This window comes from Acidobacteriota bacterium (assembly GCA_016703965.1).
GTDB lineage: Bacteria > Acidobacteriota > Blastocatellia > Pyrinomonadales > Pyrinomonadaceae > OLB17.
Genome location: JADJBB010000025.1, coordinates 145309 through 161930 on the forward strand (window position 1 = coordinate 145309; position 16622 = coordinate 161930).

Sequence of the window (16622 nt, forward strand, 5' to 3'; positions counted from 1 at the left end):
TCTGCTTCCTTTTGTGTTTGATTTCGGGGCATCCCGTAACAGGAAGCTTATGGCAGAAAACTCGTAGTTTTTGTCGTTCCTCGGTAAACTTTTGTCATCATTCGTCAGGAGGTAGTTTGTATCGGGCGAAAGATCGGCGTTTGTCTATTTTTCGTACCGTTTTTAGGTCGAGCAGGAGCATCGGTTTCTGGTCGTAGAGCACTTTTTGGATGCTGGTGAAGACGAGTGTGCGATTTATGGAAATGCCGAATTGGCTTATCATTCGCTGGGCCCGAACGATCCGCTGGCGTTTGCCGCGCCCGTAGCGGCGGACGCGGAAGAAATTGCGGTCGATGGCGACCGGATATTTTATCCCGATCAGGCTGCGTTCTTCGTCATACAGCAGGGTTACGTTCGCGGTCTCGCCCAGCCAACGCCACGCCGCCGGATTGATGACAAATTCGCCGCGGCGGTTCAGCGAAACGTATAGACGCTCGGGTTTCCCAAGCGGCAGCGGGCGGGCCAGTGCTATCTGCCAACCGCTCATGACTTCCCATTCTTACGCTTCGCATCGGATTTCCACGGTTTGCGTTCGAGTCGGGCGACCGAGACCGTATCGCGAAGATCAAGGATCATATGGCCCTCGTTCGTGATCTCGGGACGGGAAAATCTTTCGGTGAAGTTGATCTTGATCCTATGATGCCCGGTGAACGGCGACGCATAGACTATAAACCCACCGCCGCGTTCGATAACCGGAAAGTTGTCATCCGAGCGCGAATCGTCCGGTACGAGAGCTATCGAATCCCGATCCCGATTGTAGTAAAGCTCCACTTTCTGCGGCCGGTTAAATGCATTGTAGGCCTTTGCGTTCATATAAATGAGCCCGTCGCGATTGATAGTGACCCGAAGCCGCACGTCGGATTTCGGAGTCGGCCCACCGCGAAATTTTTCCCATTGTCTGTCTAGTGGCATAGTTTGTATTTTCTCCCTTAAATAAAAAGATGTATTATAGATAGCACAATATGTCATAAAAGTCAAGAGAAATTTTCGCTCCGTTGGAACGCCGGTTGGGAAGTAAGGTTTTGCGGTCAGAAAATTCTTCCTTTGCGGCCACTTTGCGTCTTGGCGTCGTGGCGGGAGATCCGAACCCGGATTCCCGCAAAGTCGCAAAGAAGAACCCAAAGACGCAAAGGAGAATCGATTCCAAGCTGGATCGGCGTGGCTCCGTTGGCGACTGTGGAACGAGAAATTGTGACTGTAGAAAAACCGGAATATTACCAGCGTGGCGCCGGTGGCGGCGTGTAGAAATAGTGGTTGAGCGGTCAGGGAAGCGGTCTGTTTTTTGCGTCTTTTTGGTCCGTTATGATAAACCGCAGGTCAGGGGACACACGGCGTTGGTCAGGAGAAGGGACGCGAAATACAAAAAAGACACGGACCGGTGATGACATCACTGATCCGTGCCTTGATCGCATTGCTGATAAACGCTTCTATGCTGCCGCTGCGACCACTTTCTGAGCGGCATCATTCATGCCTTGAGCGGTGATGATCCCGATGTTCGATTCGGCCAAAACGCGTCGGCCTTCTTCCACATTCGTGCCCTCAAGACGGGCGACGATAGGGATCGAAACACCGAGGTTTTTGGCGGCTGCGACCACGCCGTTTGCGACCATATCGCAGCGAACGATCCCGCCGAAAATGTTGATAAGAACGGCTTTAACGTTTTTGTCGGCAAGCAGGATCTTGAATGCCTGTTCGACGCGTTCCTGCGAAGCACCGCCGCCAACATCAAGAAAATTGGCAGGTTCGCCGCCCGCGAGTTTAATGATATCCATGGTCGCCATCGCCAGGCCGGCCCCGTTGACCATACAGCCGATGTTGCCGTCGAGCTTGATGTAATTCAGGTCGTACTTCGAAGCCTCGATCTCAAGCGGTTCTTCCTCAGCCAGATCGCGGAGTTCGAGGAAATCCTTATGGCGGAACATCGCGTTATCATCGAAGGTAACCTTTGCATCCAGAGCAATTAGGCGATTGTCCTTGGTCAGCAGGAATGGGTTGATCTCGACCAGCGAAGCGTCGATCTTTTCGTACGCATCGTAGAGCGAGAGCATGAATTTTGAAGCCTGGCCGATCAATTCAGCCGGTATGCCGAGGCCGAAAGCGAGCTTACGAGCCTGAAAACCACGAAGCCCGACCGATGGGTCGATCGTCTCCTTCAGGATCAACTCAGGCGTTTCCTCGGCCACTTTTTCGATGTCCATACCGCCCTGCGAGGACGCCATGAATACGTTGCGTCCTGTCACGCGGTCGAGCGTTATGCCGAGGTAAAACTCTTTATCGATCGGCAATCCTTCCTCGATCAAAAGCGTCTGAACCTTCTGCCCTTCAGGGCCGGTCTGATGCGTAACTAGCTGCATCCCAAGGATTTCCGAAGCGAGTTGCTTCGCCTCAGCCGGAGATTTCGCGAGCTTAACACCGCCGCCTTTTCCGCGGCCGCCGGCGTGTATCTGGGCCTTGACGACGACAACGCCGGTACCGAGTTCGATCGCCGCTGCCTCAGCCTCTTCCGGAGTACGGGCAACGATGCCGCGTGGAACCGGTACGCCGTATTCTTTCAGAATGGCCTTACCTTGATATTCGTGGATCTTCATAGATTTTCTAATTGGTACGAAAGTAAGAGTTTAGCTTTAGGACAGGCAAAAATCAAAAGGCCGGCTGATGCCGGCCTTCGTTTGCGATGGTCGAAGCTCGCAGGCTATTCTTTGGTCGTCTTTACATTGATGCCGATCAGTTTCCAGGTTCCGTCGTCCATCGTGTACTTCAGTTCGAAATTTGCACGAGCTGGTTTTGTCGGATAGTAACCTTTCACCACGAGAGCATCGAGTCCGGCGACCTTTTCGATCGACGGAACGGGCGAAAACACTGCATCCATCGGTGAAACGGCACGTTTGAAATTGTAGTTTTCCTTGTCGTCCACGAATGGTTTGAACGCCTCGGCGAGCTCATCAGCACTCGCGTCATCCCGCCAAACCTTAGCAGCTTTCTTGTGGAAATCGGTAAAATCCCCGCTCTGAACAGCATCGCTGAAATCAAGGAAAGTTGACTTTACGAGCGACTGCAGCTTGTCGTTACTAGGGATCTCGGGTTTCGCATCCGATGACTTTGTATCCGATGTCGTTGAGCTGCTGGAACCGCCGTCTTTCTTAAAAACAATACCGTCGAGTGTCATCTCGCTGCCCGTCGGTGCCTTGTCGATCTTGAAGGTCGGCCCGAGGCTGGCGAGTGATATCTTGAGCGTTTTTGCCGCTTCATCGACGGTAACACTTCCGCCGCTCACCGAAGAACTGCCCGATTTATAATCGGCACCGCCGTCCGAACGGATCGTTATCAACGTTCCATCAGCGGCTTTCCAAACGCCGACATACTGCGATGGAGGCGGCGTGCTCTTGCCGCAGGCGAGACCGACGATCAGGACGAATACCGCGGCGATCACAAGATTGAAATTGTTCTTAGAAAGGATAGTTCTTTGACGCATGACCCATTAGTCTCCTTTTTTTCCTAGGTTAAGGAATGTTAATAACAAGCTTGAGCAGCTTCCAACTGCCGCCTCGCATCACGTATTCGAAATCGAAACGCGTTTTGTATGGCTTGGTCTTGAATTCGCCCTGAGCCATCAATATTTTCAGGCCTTTCTCACTGCGGATGCCCGGCGGAACCTTGAATTCGGCTGACATATCGTCAACCTTATTCAGGAGCGGAACCACCATCGATTTCTTATCAGTGTACGACTTGAATGCCGTTTTCATTTCATCGACGGTGTAGGTCGACTGAAAATCGGTCGAGGCGTAAGCATGAAGGTCAGAGAAATCGCCCGAATCGACGGCATCGCCGAACTTCTGGATCGTTTCCTTGACGAGGCCCTCAACTACGGTTTTTGACGGAACGGAATCGTCGGAGGTTTCTGATCTGGTGTTCGATACCGACGTTGAGTTGCTCTCGCTGGAGCTATTCCCGAGGTTGAAATCCTTGTTACAGTTGCAGCCAAGAACGAACGTACCGATCACCGCAAGGGCAATAAGGCCGTTGATCTTGGCATCCTTGCCGAAAAATAGTCCACTTATGAGCTTTTTCATGATCTCCTCCATTGAAAATTGTGGATGCCTGAGAAAAGTCCGATAAAGCTGGAACTTCGAATTTTACTGCGATTTCTCTACCAGATTAAGCAGCGTGCGGATCGCAACGCCCGACGGGCCTTTTGCGATGTGCGATTTCGCCGAATCAAGCCAAGCAGTCCCGGCGATGTCGAGATGAGCCCATTTGGCTTTGTCGACAAATTCCTGGATAAAAACCGCCCCCATGATCGTACCGGCTTTGCCGCGAGGCCCGATGTTTTTAATATCGGCGATGTCAGAGCGGATATCTTTGCTGTAATCTGCTCCGAGCGGCAACTGCCAATAGCCTTCGCCAACCTCTTTGCCGCACGCGATTATCTCATCCACAAACGCCTGATCATTGCCCATGATGCCAGTATTATGCGAGCCGAGAGCGACTATCACAGCGCCGGTTAGCGTGGCCATGTCGACGATCTTCGTAGCACCCTGCTTTTCGGCATAGGCGACGGCGTCTGCAAGGACGAGCCGGCCCTCGGCATCCGTGTTGAGGATCTCGACCGTTTTTCCGTTCATAGCAGTCACCACATCACTGGGACGCGAGGCATTGCCATCGGGCATGTTCTCAACTGCAGCAACCACACCAATTACGGGAACAGTTGGTTTGAGCAGAGCGATCGCACGCATTGTGCCGAGTACGGTTCCACCGCCCGACATATCGTATTTCATTGCGTCCATACCCTCGGCGGGTTTGATCGATATCCCCCCAGTGTCAAACGTAATTCCCTTTCCGACCAACCCGATCAACTCGCCTTTTTTTGCAGTCGATTTGGTCGGGGTGTATTTCAAGACGATAAGCTTCGCAGGCTGCGAGGAGCCGTGCGAAACGCTCATCAGCGAACCCATACCCATTTTGGTCATGCGGGCTTCATCGAGGACTTCGCACTTGAGACCGACCTCTTTTGCCATCGCCTGTGCACGCTTTGCCATCTCGGTCGGCGTGAGGATATTTGGCGGCTCGTTTGCGAGGTCGCGAGTGAAATTCACCGACTCACCGATCACCTGGCCGCGGGCGATACCGCTCTTAAGGTCGGTTGGTTTAGCCCCATCGACACAGACGATGAGATTTGAAATAACCTTGTCTTGCTTGTCTTTGGTCTTGTATTTATCAAGCTCGAACTGACTAGTGATAAATCCTACGACAGCCTGTGATGCTGCTTCAGCCGCGTTTTCACTACGCGGAAGAAGTGCAAAGCTCGTGATATTCCGTTTTCGGAGGAAGCGGGTCGCTGTGCCCGAGAGAGTGCAAATACTTGGCGCTGAGTAATCAGCTTTGTCACCGACGCCAACGAGCAACAGGCGGCTAGCTTTGACGGCGCCTTTCGGTACAAATCGTACCAGAGCCGTTTCACCTGCGTCGCCTTTAAAGTCTTCGGCTTTTATGAGAGCGGCGATGAGGCCGCCAGTTACCTTGTCGAGGTCTTTGAGCACATCGGTCGTGCCTTTTTCGCCTTTAAAAACCGCCACGGCCAGGGCCTCAGCATTTGCTTCAGAAAAGTTTCCGGTAATTCCCGTGAATTTCATTTATACCTCTAAAAAATCTGTGTTTGGGATCAAATAAATATCCTTATATCTATAACTTATCTAAGGGCTTGTTTCAACTCCTGTCTAGTTTCTTTTTCAATAGACTTCTTCATTTCTGCTTCACGTTTGTCATAGAGTTTCTTACCTTTAGCAACTCCGATCTCAAATTTGATGCGGCCGTTCTTCCAGTAAATGGCGGTGACAACGAGCGTCATGCCTTTTTGCGTCGTTTCTTTCTCGAGTTTTGCGATCTCTTTTCGGTTAAGGAGTAGCTTTCGAGTACGCAAAACGTCGTGATTATTGATGTTTCCATGCGAGTAGTGCGAAATGTGGGCACCGAGCAGCCAAACTTCGCCGTCGATGATCGAAACATAGGATTCCTTGAGCTGAATTCGACCGAGCATGATGCTCTTTACTTCAGTGCCAAGCAGAACGGAACCAGCTTCGTATTTTTCGAGAATTATGTACTCGTGGTACGCCTGGCGATTATTGATAATTTCTTTGTCAGCGGCCATAAACTATTATTTTGCCATAATTTGTGTCATACAGGTAGGACGTATGCTGCCTAGTTTGCCTGTTGCAGTTGACATAATCGCCGGTCATCCGTAAATTAATAGATTGCGTTGGGAGATCGTCTAATGGTAGGACTGCAGTCTCTGGATCTGCCTATCGGGGTTCGAATCCCTGTCTCCCAGCCAAACTTTAGTGGTCAGTTGTCAGCGGTTGGTTTTCAGTGCTTTCTTTGAACGATCCGCTGTCCACTCGCCACCGAACAACACATATGGACGGCTGGCACGAAACCGAGATTCGAGTTCGATACGCCGAGACCGACCAGATGGGCATCGTGCATCACGCGAACTTTCTGGTCTGGTTCGAGACCGGCCGCAGCGAATTATGCCGCTCCCGCGGATTCTCCTACAAGGAGATGGAAGAGCAGGACGATGCCCTAATGGTTGTTGCTGAATCCTACTGTCGTTACAAATCCCCAGCATATTACGAAGATGTCCTGACGATCCGCACGAAGGTGGTTGAGATCCGCAGCCGTAGCTTGCGATTCTTCTACGAGATCTACCGGGCATCTGACAATGTACTGATTGCTGAGGGCGAGACACTTCACGTGGTGACGAATAAAGATAAGAAAGTTCGCAGCCTGCCAAACGTTTATCGCGATCTGCTCCTCGATCAGCAAGAAGAACTGGCCTTTCCATCCGAACAAGCCCCACGGTGAGAGCCAAGCCACTATCTGACATTGATCAACGCTCGGGTTATTCGACGAAGAAACTTCGTATTGCGACTTTGGACATTGGGTCTTCGACCTTAGACTATTAGTATGCCTGGAGCCGATAGATCCGAAATTTATTTCATCGCGGCGATGATGTTCTTGATCATGGTCATATCTGTTGTAGCCGTGTATTTCTTTGTAAAAACGTACAAGAAAGAGATGCGCGAAAGGGATGCCATGCGCGAGCAGAAGGCGAAAGCGAAAGCCGCATCGAGCGAACCGGAAACGAAATAATGTCTCATCCTAATCTAATCGATATCGCCCAAACTGCCCTCGTGGTCGTTGATGTTCAGGAGGCGTTTCGCAATGCGATCCCAGATTTTTCTTTGATCGTGTCTCGGATCTCAACGGCGGTTCAAGGGTTTCAGATACTTGGTATTCCCGTCATCGTTACTGAGCAGTATCCGAAGGGCCTTGGCGTGACCGCGGAGGAGATCCAGCTAGTTCTTAGAGGGGAAAACGAGTCAGTTGAGAAGACAATTTTCAGTTCGTGCGGTGCTGAGGCCTTCATAACGAAGTTGGATAACTTGGGTGTTACACGGGTGATCTTGTGCGGCCTCGAAACCCATATTTGCGTCAGCCAGACCGCTCATGATCTGCTTGAACGTGGTTTTCAGGTGCACATTTTGAGCGATTGCGTTGCGTCAAGATTCGAATACAACCGACTCGCGGGACTCGCAAAAATGTGCCGCAGCGGCGTTATCGAATCGTCAGCTGAGATGGCTCTGTTCGAAGCCATGCGCGATGCGAAGCACGATAAATTCAAGGAAATTCAGGCATTGATCAAATAACCCCCGCAGGGCTAATGTTCGCGAAAATCTGTCGCAATGGGTTGTTAAAAACTAAATGGATCTACTTTCATCTCTAAATCCCCAACAGGTCGAGGCGGTCAAAACGACCGAAGGACCACTATTGATCCTGGCCGGTGCGGGTTCTGGTAAGACTCGTGTTATCACTGTCCGAATGGCTTACCTGATCTCTGAGAAGCATGTTGAGCCGCGAAGTATTTTGGCGGTAACGTTTACAAATAAAGCGGCGGGCGAGATGCGTTCGCGTGTCCAGGAGTTGCTGAAAGGTGAACGTTTACAGTCGGCTCCGCTGATCGCTACGTTTCATAGTCTATGCGTGCGCATTCTGCGTCAGGACATCGACAAACTTGACGAGGGCTATCTTAAATCCTTCACCATCTATGATACCGACGACACACAAAAGGTAGTTAAATCGTGTATAAAAGACCTCGGCTTCGACGAAAAGCAGATGGCTCCTCGTATGGTTAGGAATGCTATCAGTTCCGCAAAGAATCGGGGCGAAGATCACGAGATGTTCGCGTCGAAGATCGAATACGGCGACGAGAAAAAAGCTGCTATGGCTAAGGTTTTCCGTATGTACGAAGATCGTCTGCGGACCGCGAACGCCCTCGACTTCGACGATCTGCTTATAAAGACCGTCAAACTCCTCAGAAAATCGCACGAGACGCGGGATAAATATAACGATCGCTACAAATACATCCTTGTTGATGAATATCAGGATACGAATGCACTGCAATTCGCACTTATCAGCTTTTTGACGGAAAAACAGCAGAATATCTGTGTGGTAGGCGACGACGCTCAGAGCATATATGGGTTTCGGCAGGCTGATATTCGCAATATTCTTGGTTTTGAGAAGCATTTTCCGAGTGCCAAGGTCATATTGCTCGAACAGAATTATCGCTCGACCCAAACCATTCTTGATGTCGCTCATGCGATCATCGAAAACAATCAGAATCAAAAGAAAAAGAAGCTTTGGACTGCAAATGCGGGCGGAGAGCGGATCTACTATTATCAGGCTTATGACGCTGATGGCGAAGCAAGGTTTGTTGCAGCGAAGATCGAGGAACATCAACGCCGAAGCTTGAGCGACCGCATAGCGATACTCTATCGAACGAACGCTCAATCTCGACTTTTTGAGGAAGCTCTCCGCCGAATGCGGATCGAATATAACATCGTCGGGGGTTTTTCTTTTTACGAGCGAGCTGAGGTAAAGGACGTGATCGCATACCTCAAGCTTTCTATGAATCCCTTCGACGATATCGCCCTCATGCGTGTGATCAACACTCCGGCCCGAGGGCTCGGTAAAACAAGCCTCGATGAATTGCAGCGTATCGCGAAATCAAATGGCTCATCGCTGTGGATGACGATCGCTTCGGTCACCGCTGTCGATCATCCGCAGGAATCGGGACTTACACCGCGGGCGAAGGAAGCGTTACGCGCTTTCAGAAAAGTTATCGAGAATTTGATATCGAAGATCTCGGAGTATTCCGAATCAGGCAGAGCAGTTTCTGAAGTCGTGATCGGAGCGATCGAAGATACGGGCTACGCGAATTCGCTCCGCGCTGAAAATACCGATGAATCAGCCGCTCGTCTGGAGAATCTCGAAGAACTTGTCAACGCAGCAGTCGATTACGACAAGCAGGAAGAAAATGGCCTGCGTGACTTTATCGATCACGCGGCATTAACGTCCGACACCGACAAATACGATGGCACGGCTCCGGTCACGTTGATGACGGTTCACATGGCAAAAGGGCTGGAGTTTCCGATCGTATTTCTTGTCGGGCTGGAGGACGGTATTTTCCCGCATTCACGATCGCTGAATGATTCTAAAGAATTAGAAGAAGAGCGCCGTCTAGCCTACGTCGCGATCACGCGTGCGGAAAAACTTCTTTACGTCACGCATTCGATGCGCCGTAGGGTGTATGGTGAGGAGATCGCTGCCGAACCTTCGCAGTTCCTGAACGAGATGCCGCTCGAGCTGATCGATGATCTTTCGCAAGGTGCTTCGTGGCTATCGTACGCCCGCAGCACGACTTCGATGAGTGCCAAGGCCACGATCAGTGCCCTGAGAGGTGAGAGCCCGCCGCCAAAGCCAAAGAGCGTCTACGCCGGCAAGACCTACAATAGCAGCGATGCGGTAGCTGAGTTCTTTAAGAAGAAGAACATCGAGATTCCAGCACGTCCGAGCGATAGGCCGACCGAGCGACCGGCTTCGGGTTACGATAAATTAAAAGCCATTGCTACCCCGCCGGCGGCACGCCCGGATCCGAATGTCCTGGTCGCCGGTTCGCACGTCCGCCACGAAAAATATGGCCGAGGCCTTGTTCTTCGTCGCGAAGGCTCTGGTGATAATGTGAAATTAACGGTGAGCTTTGCAGGATTTGGACAGAAGAAGCTGATCGAGAAATTTGCAAATCTGCAGAAAGACTGAACGCAATAGTTTGTTTTTGCGTAAAGTGGCGTGACACAGGAAACGACTATGAAAAACAAATTTGCTTTATTTTCGGTATTACTTGTAACGACTGTAGCGGTTCTTGGCTGCAGTTCGATAAATCCGTTTGCTGAGAAAAAAAACGCAGGCAATCAGCCCGGATCGAACAAATCGCTGACCGATAAGGCCGTCGACACCGCCGTTGGGGAGCAAAAGATCGGCGTTCCCGAATGTGACGAGGTGATCGATCTGTTGACTTCCTACGCGAACAATCCGGATGACGGTTTTGTGGTCAAAGCAGGAAAAGCCTTAGTCGTAAATAAGATCAAAGAATCTATCAAGAAAGCTGCCGAGGACTACAAAACCGACAAGGTCGAGATGGCAAAAACGTGCAAAGAGGCTAAGGTCGAACTCGACAAATACAAAGCCGAAGAAGACAAAAAAGCATCGAAAAAGTAATTATCTGTCGGCTTCGTCCTTACCGAGTTGTTGGGCCCACTCAGTGCCGGGAAACTTTGTCTTTAGGAGCCTGGCAAGCTCATCGCGAAGCTCTTCGTTATTTCCGCAACCATATTTGTTCCAAGCGTTCGCAACGATCATGATGTAGATCGCTTCTGGAACCCGCTTGTCCGCGGGGGACCGTTTCGCCCAGGCCAGCACCTTGCCCGCCAGATATTTAGGGGAATCGCCGATGGCTTTCAATTTTTTTCGCTCATTCTGAGATGTCTGGCTCTGAGCTGCGGTCAAGAATGCGGGACGCGGCGGCAATTTCTTCGGAACTTCGGAGTTCGTTTCGTCGCTGTATTCCGAATCGTAAGGCTCGCACCACCAGTCGTCAGAATCCCATTCTTCGGTCGTATTGTCGGTTTTTCCCATTCCGTCCTCAATGTACGGACTAAGAATGGGATTTTTCAGAACGAAATAGAGCAGGGCATTGTTTCGAGCCGCCGGGTTTTTTGCCGCTGCGATCTTGTCGAGCATAGGTTGAAATTCTGGATTATAGGTGCCAAGATCCGCCAGGAACTTATCGACCGTCACCGCATCATTCAGCAAATAAGCACGTGTCCATATAGCCAAGGCAAGCCTGGGCCGCATGTAGTCGGGCAGAGCAGGGGACTTAAAGACCTCGATCAGCGACGCCGTGGAGAAATGCTGATTCAGCACCTCAACGATGTCCGAATCAAACATCGCCCGTCTCTGCCAGAGCTTTTCTTCCTTATAGTTTTCTTCGATCTCCGCCTCGTAAGCTTCACGCCCCTCTTTATTGTATTCCGGGTCGAAATAGCTTTTCTGCTCAGCAATGATGGATTCTATTGATCCAACATCTCCGTTGAAATCAAATGCGTAAGGTTTTTTGAGCGAATATTTGAGAAAATCCCCTAGGGTCTCTGCAAGTTTTAGGCGCAAGTCGGTAAACGAATTGCGCGCCGAAAGCGGAAGCGTGTCGCCAAGCTCGAGCATCTCATCGATCAGTTTTCGCGCTTCAGCCTGTTTATTCTGAGCGACCAGGATCCGGGCTGTATGATATGCGATCGTGGTATAAGCGGGCGACGAGCGATCAATTCTGTTTGAAGCCTCTATCAGGAGCGGAAGTTCCGTCGAGCTTTTACTGGCTTGCGAAAGAGCCGTCATTAACCATAGATCTGTTTTTCGCTCGTTGTATTTTTTTAGTGAATAGAGATATGCCTCAGCCCCTTTCATCTGATAGCAATAGAGCCAGTCAGTGATCTCGTCCTGACGCAGAAAGGCTGGAAGAAGTGTAGGCGTGAGCTGTTCTTCGCCCCAATAGCCGCCTTCGTAGCTTGATTTGTTTCCGTCGGTAAAACGGCTTGAGTACGCTCGCTGTCGGCCGTCACGGACCTGCGTTTTCATCTCGGCGGTCATCGGTTCATCGACAGCCTTTTCGGCCTCTGCTAAGGCTTCGGCGTCCGTTGCATCTGATTTGACGAATATCCTCCAGCTTTTCGACGTGGTAGGGGAATAAACATATATCTCGAGGTCATCGTCATGCTTTTTCTCACCTGTGCCGCTGATGTTCGACGGTTTCGTCGCATTGAAATCGACCGAATCAGGGGGCGGAGCGTTGGAATCCTTCGGTTTTGCGGCTTCTTTACGTTTTTCTTCGGCAGTCAAGACATCGTTTTCGAACTTATCGAGCAGCCATGTATAGTCGATCACGTCCTGCCGAAAATTATTGTTCCCTAGGTAGACAGTGATGTTTTTGGCGAGTTCAGAAGTACGTTCCTTAGGGCGAAGGCGATATTTGATCAGGCCTAAGAGGCGTTCGGCAGAGTCTGAGAATTTGCCGCTGCCGGAAATGAACCTCTGAAGATGGGCTTCCGCTTCTTCGTAGAACGGAGCCGCAGCGGTTGCTGTCTTGGACAAACTCGCCTGACGTATCAGGGTGCGGGCCACCAAATAATCTGCCGTTTCTTTCCACGGGGACTCGGTATCCTGGGCGATATCGGCAAACCGCTTTTTTGCTTCGCTGTAATCAAGCGAGTAAAATGCGGCTGCCGCGATCTGGTAATCGCGGTCTTTTTGCACCCAGACAGGCGCCCCGACGGGAACAGGGTCAGGAGAACGCTTGCCGCTCGCACAATTTTGAAAGACCTGATCTTGAGCCGCTATCCAATTGAGAACGTAGGGATCGGTAGCACCATAAGAACTTGTTCGGTCGGCCAAGGTCTGCGCGGCTGTTTCGAAAGCGTTCTTGGTACAATTCGGAAAAAAATCATAGCCGCCCCATGATCTCTCAGCATATATCTCAGGCGTTTTCTCGTCTTTTCCTGTAACTTCCTGGCGTCTTTTGACCCAGGCTTTTACGGCCTCATCTACGGTATCATCGCGAAAATCCTTGTTATCGATCTCCGCCCTCCATATCTCGACAAGCGCCTGCTGCTCAGGCGTGCTCAGACCGTTACCTGCGATATGGCGATATGCGGCGATCAGGACCGAGCGATGGAATGTCGATTTCACGATACCTAGTCGTCCAGCGGCAAAGTCGGAGTATGGGATCTCCGGCGCGGACGTTGTATCGAAAAGCGGCGAAATATAGCCCGGGCCGCAAGGCATCGCACTCGAAAGGAAAGCAAATACTAGGAACAATGAGATTAGAAGGCGAGGAATTAGGTTCTTCATTGCGTTGACCAAAACTCAGTCAAATATACTCCAAGTCTGGAACGATAGAAAGATGAATTTATGCAAAAAAAATAACGCCGGATCATCTCGATCGGCGTTACTAGAAGGATTATTTGCTGGTACAAAGCTACACGCTCATTATCTCGTGTTCCTTGTTTTTGACAAGTTCATCGATCTTGGCGATGTAAGTATTCGTCGATTTCTGGACCTCGTCCAGACCGCCGCGTTCGTCATCCTCAGATATTTCTTTATCCTTGAGCATCTTCTTCAGGAGGTCGTTCGAGTGATGCCGTACGTTACGGACAGCAATGCGGTGTTCCTCGGCGATCTCGTGAGCTTGTTTGGCAAACTGGCGACGGCGTTCCTCGTTAAGAGCGGGAACCGAAAGCCGAATGATCTTTCCATCATTCGACGGGGTCAGGCCAAGGTTGGCGGCAAGGATAGCCTTCTCAATGGCATTGAGCTGAGTCTGATCCCAAGGCTGCACCGTGATCATCTGCGGCTCGGGAACAGCAACGGACGCCATTTGGCTGAGCGGTGTTGGGGTACCATAATAGTCAACAGTAACCACATCAAGCAATCCGATTGTCGCTCGTCCCGTGCGGATATTTGAGAGTTTGCGTTTGAAATCTTCAACGACCGCCGCCATTTTTGGGCCTGTTTCTTTTACTATATCCTGTACGCTCATATCTAATTGGTGACCAATGTGCCGATCGAAAGGTCGCCGCACACGGCCTTAATTATATTTTCAGATTTCTTCATGTTAAACACCATGATCGGCAAGTCGTTATCCATACAAAGCGAGATAGCCGATGCGTCCATGACCTTTAACTGCTTTTCAAGAACTTCCTGGTATGTGATCCTGTCAAACTTGGTCGCCGTCGGATCTTTCATCGGGTCGGCGGAGTAAATACCGTCGACCTTCGTTCCCTTCAGGATAACCTCTGCTTCGATTTCAAGAGCACGTAGCGAAGCAGCGGAATCAGTCGTAAAATAGGGGTTTCCTGTACCTGCCGCGAAGATCACGACCCGTTTTTTCTCAAGATGCCGAACCGCACGCCGCCGGATAAACGGCTCTGCGAGCTGCGGTATATCGATCGCAGACATTACCCGGGTATAAACACCAGCTTGCTCAAGCGCATCCTGTAATACGACCGCGTTCATAACCGTGGCCAGCATCCCTATATAATCGGCTGCCGCCCGGTCCATGTTCCCGGCGGATTCGGAAACGCCCCGGAAAATATTGCCCCCACCGACAACGATCGCTATCTCAATGCCCAGATCATGAACTGTTTTAAGCTCTAGAGCTGCCGCCTCGGCGACTTTTGTGTCGATGCCGTAATTCTGAGAACCCATTAGGGCTTCGCCCGACAACTTCAGCAGAATACGTTTAAATGCTGGCTTATTCATAAGTAGTTGGCAGTAATTAAAGGCAGTTGGCGGCAAATACTAATGCGCCAACCGCCCCTTTTAACTGCCCACCGATCTATCCCACCATCGACGCCACTTCTGAGGCAAAATCGTCAGCTTTTTTCTCAATGCCTTCGCCCATCTTGAATCGCGTGAAACGGCGGATCGAAATATTCTCCTTGATCGAGGCGATCTTTTCGGAAACTAACTCTCCCACAGTCTTGGCCGGATCCTTAACGAATGGCTGATCGACCAGAACATTGTCCTCGTAGAACTTGTTCAAACGGCCTTCGATGATCTTATTAAGAACCTCCTCAGGTTTGCCCGCGTTTTTGGGATCGTTCTTGAGCTGTTCCATAAGGATCATCCGCTCCTTCTCCAGATCTTCGGCAGGAACTTCGTCGCGGTTCGTGTAACGCGGATCCGTCGCTGCGATATGCATAGCAACGTCCTTAACGAGTTGCTGAAACTCATCGCCACGCGAAACAAAATCGCTCTCGCAGTTGATCTCAACCAGAACACCAACCTTTCCGCCCATGTGGATGTACGAACCGACTGCACCCTCTGCGGTTACACGGCCAGCTTTCTTGCCCGCCTGGGCCATACCTTTTTTGCGAAGAATATCCATTGCGGCATTCTCGTCGCCATTTGCCTCGACTAGTGCATTTTTACAATCGACCATTCCCGCACCCGATTTTTCACGAAGTGACTTTACGCCTGCTGCTGTAATTTCTGCCATAACTTATTGCTCCGTACAGAGGTCAAGCCCGTGCTTGTCTCCTAAATGATGAATTTCTAGACGCTAATTGCGCGTTTAGCTGAATTTGTTGTAAAAAAGCGTAGCCCGTCACCGAGAAACGGAAATGAGCTACGCTTTCAAGAATAAAATTGTTGAACTAGCTCGCTTTCGCTTCGCTGCTTTCTTCTGTTGTGACTTCGGTCGTTGCCGTCGGTTCCTCTGCCGGAGTTTCCGTAGCGGCTTCCTCGGTTACGATCTCATCGTCCTCTATAACTTCGTCGGGAACGTCAGCAGATTCGATCTCCGCTACATCGTCAGCCGTAAGAAACTCTTTTGGGATCGAGATACGTGATTCAACGATAGGGGCGTTCGCACCTTCTTCACCATTGTCTTCGACCTCGACATCAGCCGTACGGCCTTCGGTTCCGACCTGTTTGCCTTCGATGATCGCATCGGCAATACGCGAAGCAAAAAGACGGATAGCACGCAGAGCGTCGTCGTTGCCTGGAATGACGTGATCGATCCCTTCCGGCGAGCAGTTTGTATCAACTACTGCGACGATAGGAATATCGAGTCGATTCGCTTCCTTGATGGCGATATCTTCTTTACGCACGTCAATTACGAACATCATGTCTGGCATGCCGTTCATCTCTTTGATGCCCGCAAGGTTCTTCATGAGTTTCTCATGCTCGCGATCTAATTGTAGGCGCTCCTTCTTCGTTAACATCTCGAATCTACCGTCTTCACGCATTGTTTCGATCTCTTTTAGTTTGTTGATCGATTTTTTGACGGTTTCGTAGTTCGTTAAGAGGCCGCCGAGCCAGCGGTTGTTGATGTAGAACTGCCCGCAGCGTTCGGCTTCTTCTTTAATGGCATCCTGGGCTTGACGCTTGGTGCCGACGAAGAGGACCTTCTGATTTGGACGCTCGGTGAGCGATTCGGTGACGTAATTTAGGGCGTCGCGGAAGAGTTTCTGCGTTTTTTGCAGATCAATGATGTAAATCCCGTTGCGTTCGCCGAAGATGTATTCTTTCATCTTCGGATTCCAACGGCGGACCTGGTGACCAAAATGAACTCCTGCTTCGAGGAGCTCTTTCATCGTAACTGTAGCCAAAGCTTTATTCTCCTGGTTTATGTACTC

General features: G+C 50.6%; 17 protein-coding genes and 1 tRNA gene. 6 read left to right on the plus strand and 12 right to left on the minus strand.

What is annotated here, in order from left to right; genetic code table 11:
• Positions 1-97: 97 nt before the first annotated feature.
• The 7 genes from IPG22_17995 to smpB form a co-directional block, all read right to left on the minus strand.
• On the minus strand, positions 98-526 hold the full coding sequence (locus tag IPG22_17995; GenBank protein ID MBK6590178.1) for a hypothetical protein: 429 nt from the start codon (positions 524-526) through the stop codon (positions 98-100).
• Positions 523-951, minus strand: a complete 429-nt coding sequence (locus IPG22_18000; GenBank protein MBK6590179.1) for a hypothetical protein — start codon at positions 949-951, stop codon at positions 523-525. Before IPG22_18000 ends, IPG22_17995 begins: the two co-directional genes overlap by 4 nt.
• Before the next feature lie 515 nt (positions 952-1466).
• Complete coding sequence (gene sucC, locus IPG22_18005; protein ID MBK6590180.1) at positions 1467-2627, minus strand: ADP-forming succinate--CoA ligase subunit beta; 1161 nt, start codon at positions 2625-2627, stop codon at positions 1467-1469.
• Between the two features lie 104 nt (positions 2628-2731).
• Positions 2732-3511: a hypothetical protein gene (locus IPG22_18010; protein ID MBK6590181.1), complete on the minus strand. Its 780-nt coding sequence runs from the start codon at positions 3509-3511 to the stop codon at positions 2732-2734.
• Positions 3512-3539: 28 nt separating this feature from the next.
• The gene (locus IPG22_18015; protein MBK6590182.1) at positions 3540-4109 is read right to left on the minus strand and encodes a hypothetical protein; all 570 of its coding nucleotides are present in this window, start codon (positions 4107-4109) and stop codon (positions 3540-3542) included.
• 63 nt (positions 4110-4172) lie between these two features.
• Positions 4173-5669, minus strand: a complete 1497-nt coding sequence (locus tag IPG22_18020) for a leucyl aminopeptidase (protein ID MBK6590183.1) — start codon at positions 5667-5669, stop codon at positions 4173-4175.
• A 56-nt stretch (positions 5670-5725) separates the two neighbouring features.
• The gene (gene smpB / locus IPG22_18025) at positions 5726-6184 is read right to left on the minus strand and encodes an SsrA-binding protein SmpB (GenBank protein MBK6590184.1); all 459 of its coding nucleotides are present in this window, start codon (positions 6182-6184) and stop codon (positions 5726-5728) included.
• 109 nt (positions 6185-6293) lie between these two features.
• Between smpB and IPG22_18030 the strand changes: the two genes are divergently transcribed.
• From IPG22_18030 to IPG22_18055, 6 genes are all read left to right on the plus strand, one after another.
• A tRNA-Gln gene (locus IPG22_18030) sits at positions 6294-6367 on the plus strand.
• 83 nt (positions 6368-6450) lie between these two features.
• A complete protein-coding gene (locus IPG22_18035; protein ID MBK6590185.1) occupies positions 6451-6897 on the plus strand; it encodes an acyl-CoA thioesterase in 447 nt (148 codons plus the stop codon).
• Positions 6898-6999: 102 nt separating this feature from the next.
• The gene (locus tag IPG22_18040; GenBank protein MBK6590186.1) at positions 7000-7185 is read left to right on the plus strand and encodes a hypothetical protein; all 186 of its coding nucleotides are present in this window, start codon (positions 7000-7002) and stop codon (positions 7183-7185) included.
• Entirely contained in the window at positions 7185-7742 is a 558-nt protein-coding gene (locus IPG22_18045) for an isochorismatase family protein (GenBank protein MBK6590187.1), read from the plus strand. Before IPG22_18040 ends, IPG22_18045 begins: the two co-directional genes overlap by 1 nt.
• A gap of 55 nt (positions 7743-7797) precedes the next feature.
• The gene (locus IPG22_18050; GenBank protein MBK6590188.1) at positions 7798-10191 is read left to right on the plus strand and encodes a UvrD-helicase domain-containing protein; all 2394 of its coding nucleotides are present in this window, start codon (positions 7798-7800) and stop codon (positions 10189-10191) included.
• A 48-nt stretch (positions 10192-10239) separates the two neighbouring features.
• A complete protein-coding gene (locus IPG22_18055) occupies positions 10240-10650 on the plus strand; it encodes a hypothetical protein (protein MBK6590189.1) in 411 nt (136 codons plus the stop codon).
• On the opposite strand, the gene IPG22_18060 is transcribed toward IPG22_18055, so the two are convergent.
• The 5 genes from IPG22_18060 to rpsB form a co-directional block, all read right to left on the minus strand.
• Positions 10651-13332: a hypothetical protein gene (locus IPG22_18060; GenBank protein MBK6590190.1), complete on the minus strand. Its 2682-nt coding sequence runs from the start codon at positions 13330-13332 to the stop codon at positions 10651-10653.
• A gap of 127 nt (positions 13333-13459) precedes the next feature.
• Positions 13460-14020, minus strand: coding sequence for a ribosome recycling factor (frr, locus tag IPG22_18065; GenBank protein ID MBK6590191.1), 561 nt, complete (start codon positions 14018-14020; stop codon positions 13460-13462).
• Between the two features lie 2 nt (positions 14021-14022).
• On the minus strand, positions 14023-14742 hold the full coding sequence (locus IPG22_18070) for a UMP kinase (GenBank protein ID MBK6590192.1): 720 nt from the start codon (positions 14740-14742) through the stop codon (positions 14023-14025).
• Positions 14743-14818: 76 nt separating this feature from the next.
• The gene (tsf, locus tag IPG22_18075; protein MBK6590193.1) at positions 14819-15481 is read right to left on the minus strand and encodes a translation elongation factor Ts; all 663 of its coding nucleotides are present in this window, start codon (positions 15479-15481) and stop codon (positions 14819-14821) included.
• 157 nt (positions 15482-15638) lie between these two features.
• A complete protein-coding gene (rpsB, locus tag IPG22_18080; GenBank protein MBK6590194.1) occupies positions 15639-16595 on the minus strand; it encodes a 30S ribosomal protein S2 in 957 nt (318 codons plus the stop codon).
• Positions 16596-16622: the final 27 nt, after the last annotated feature.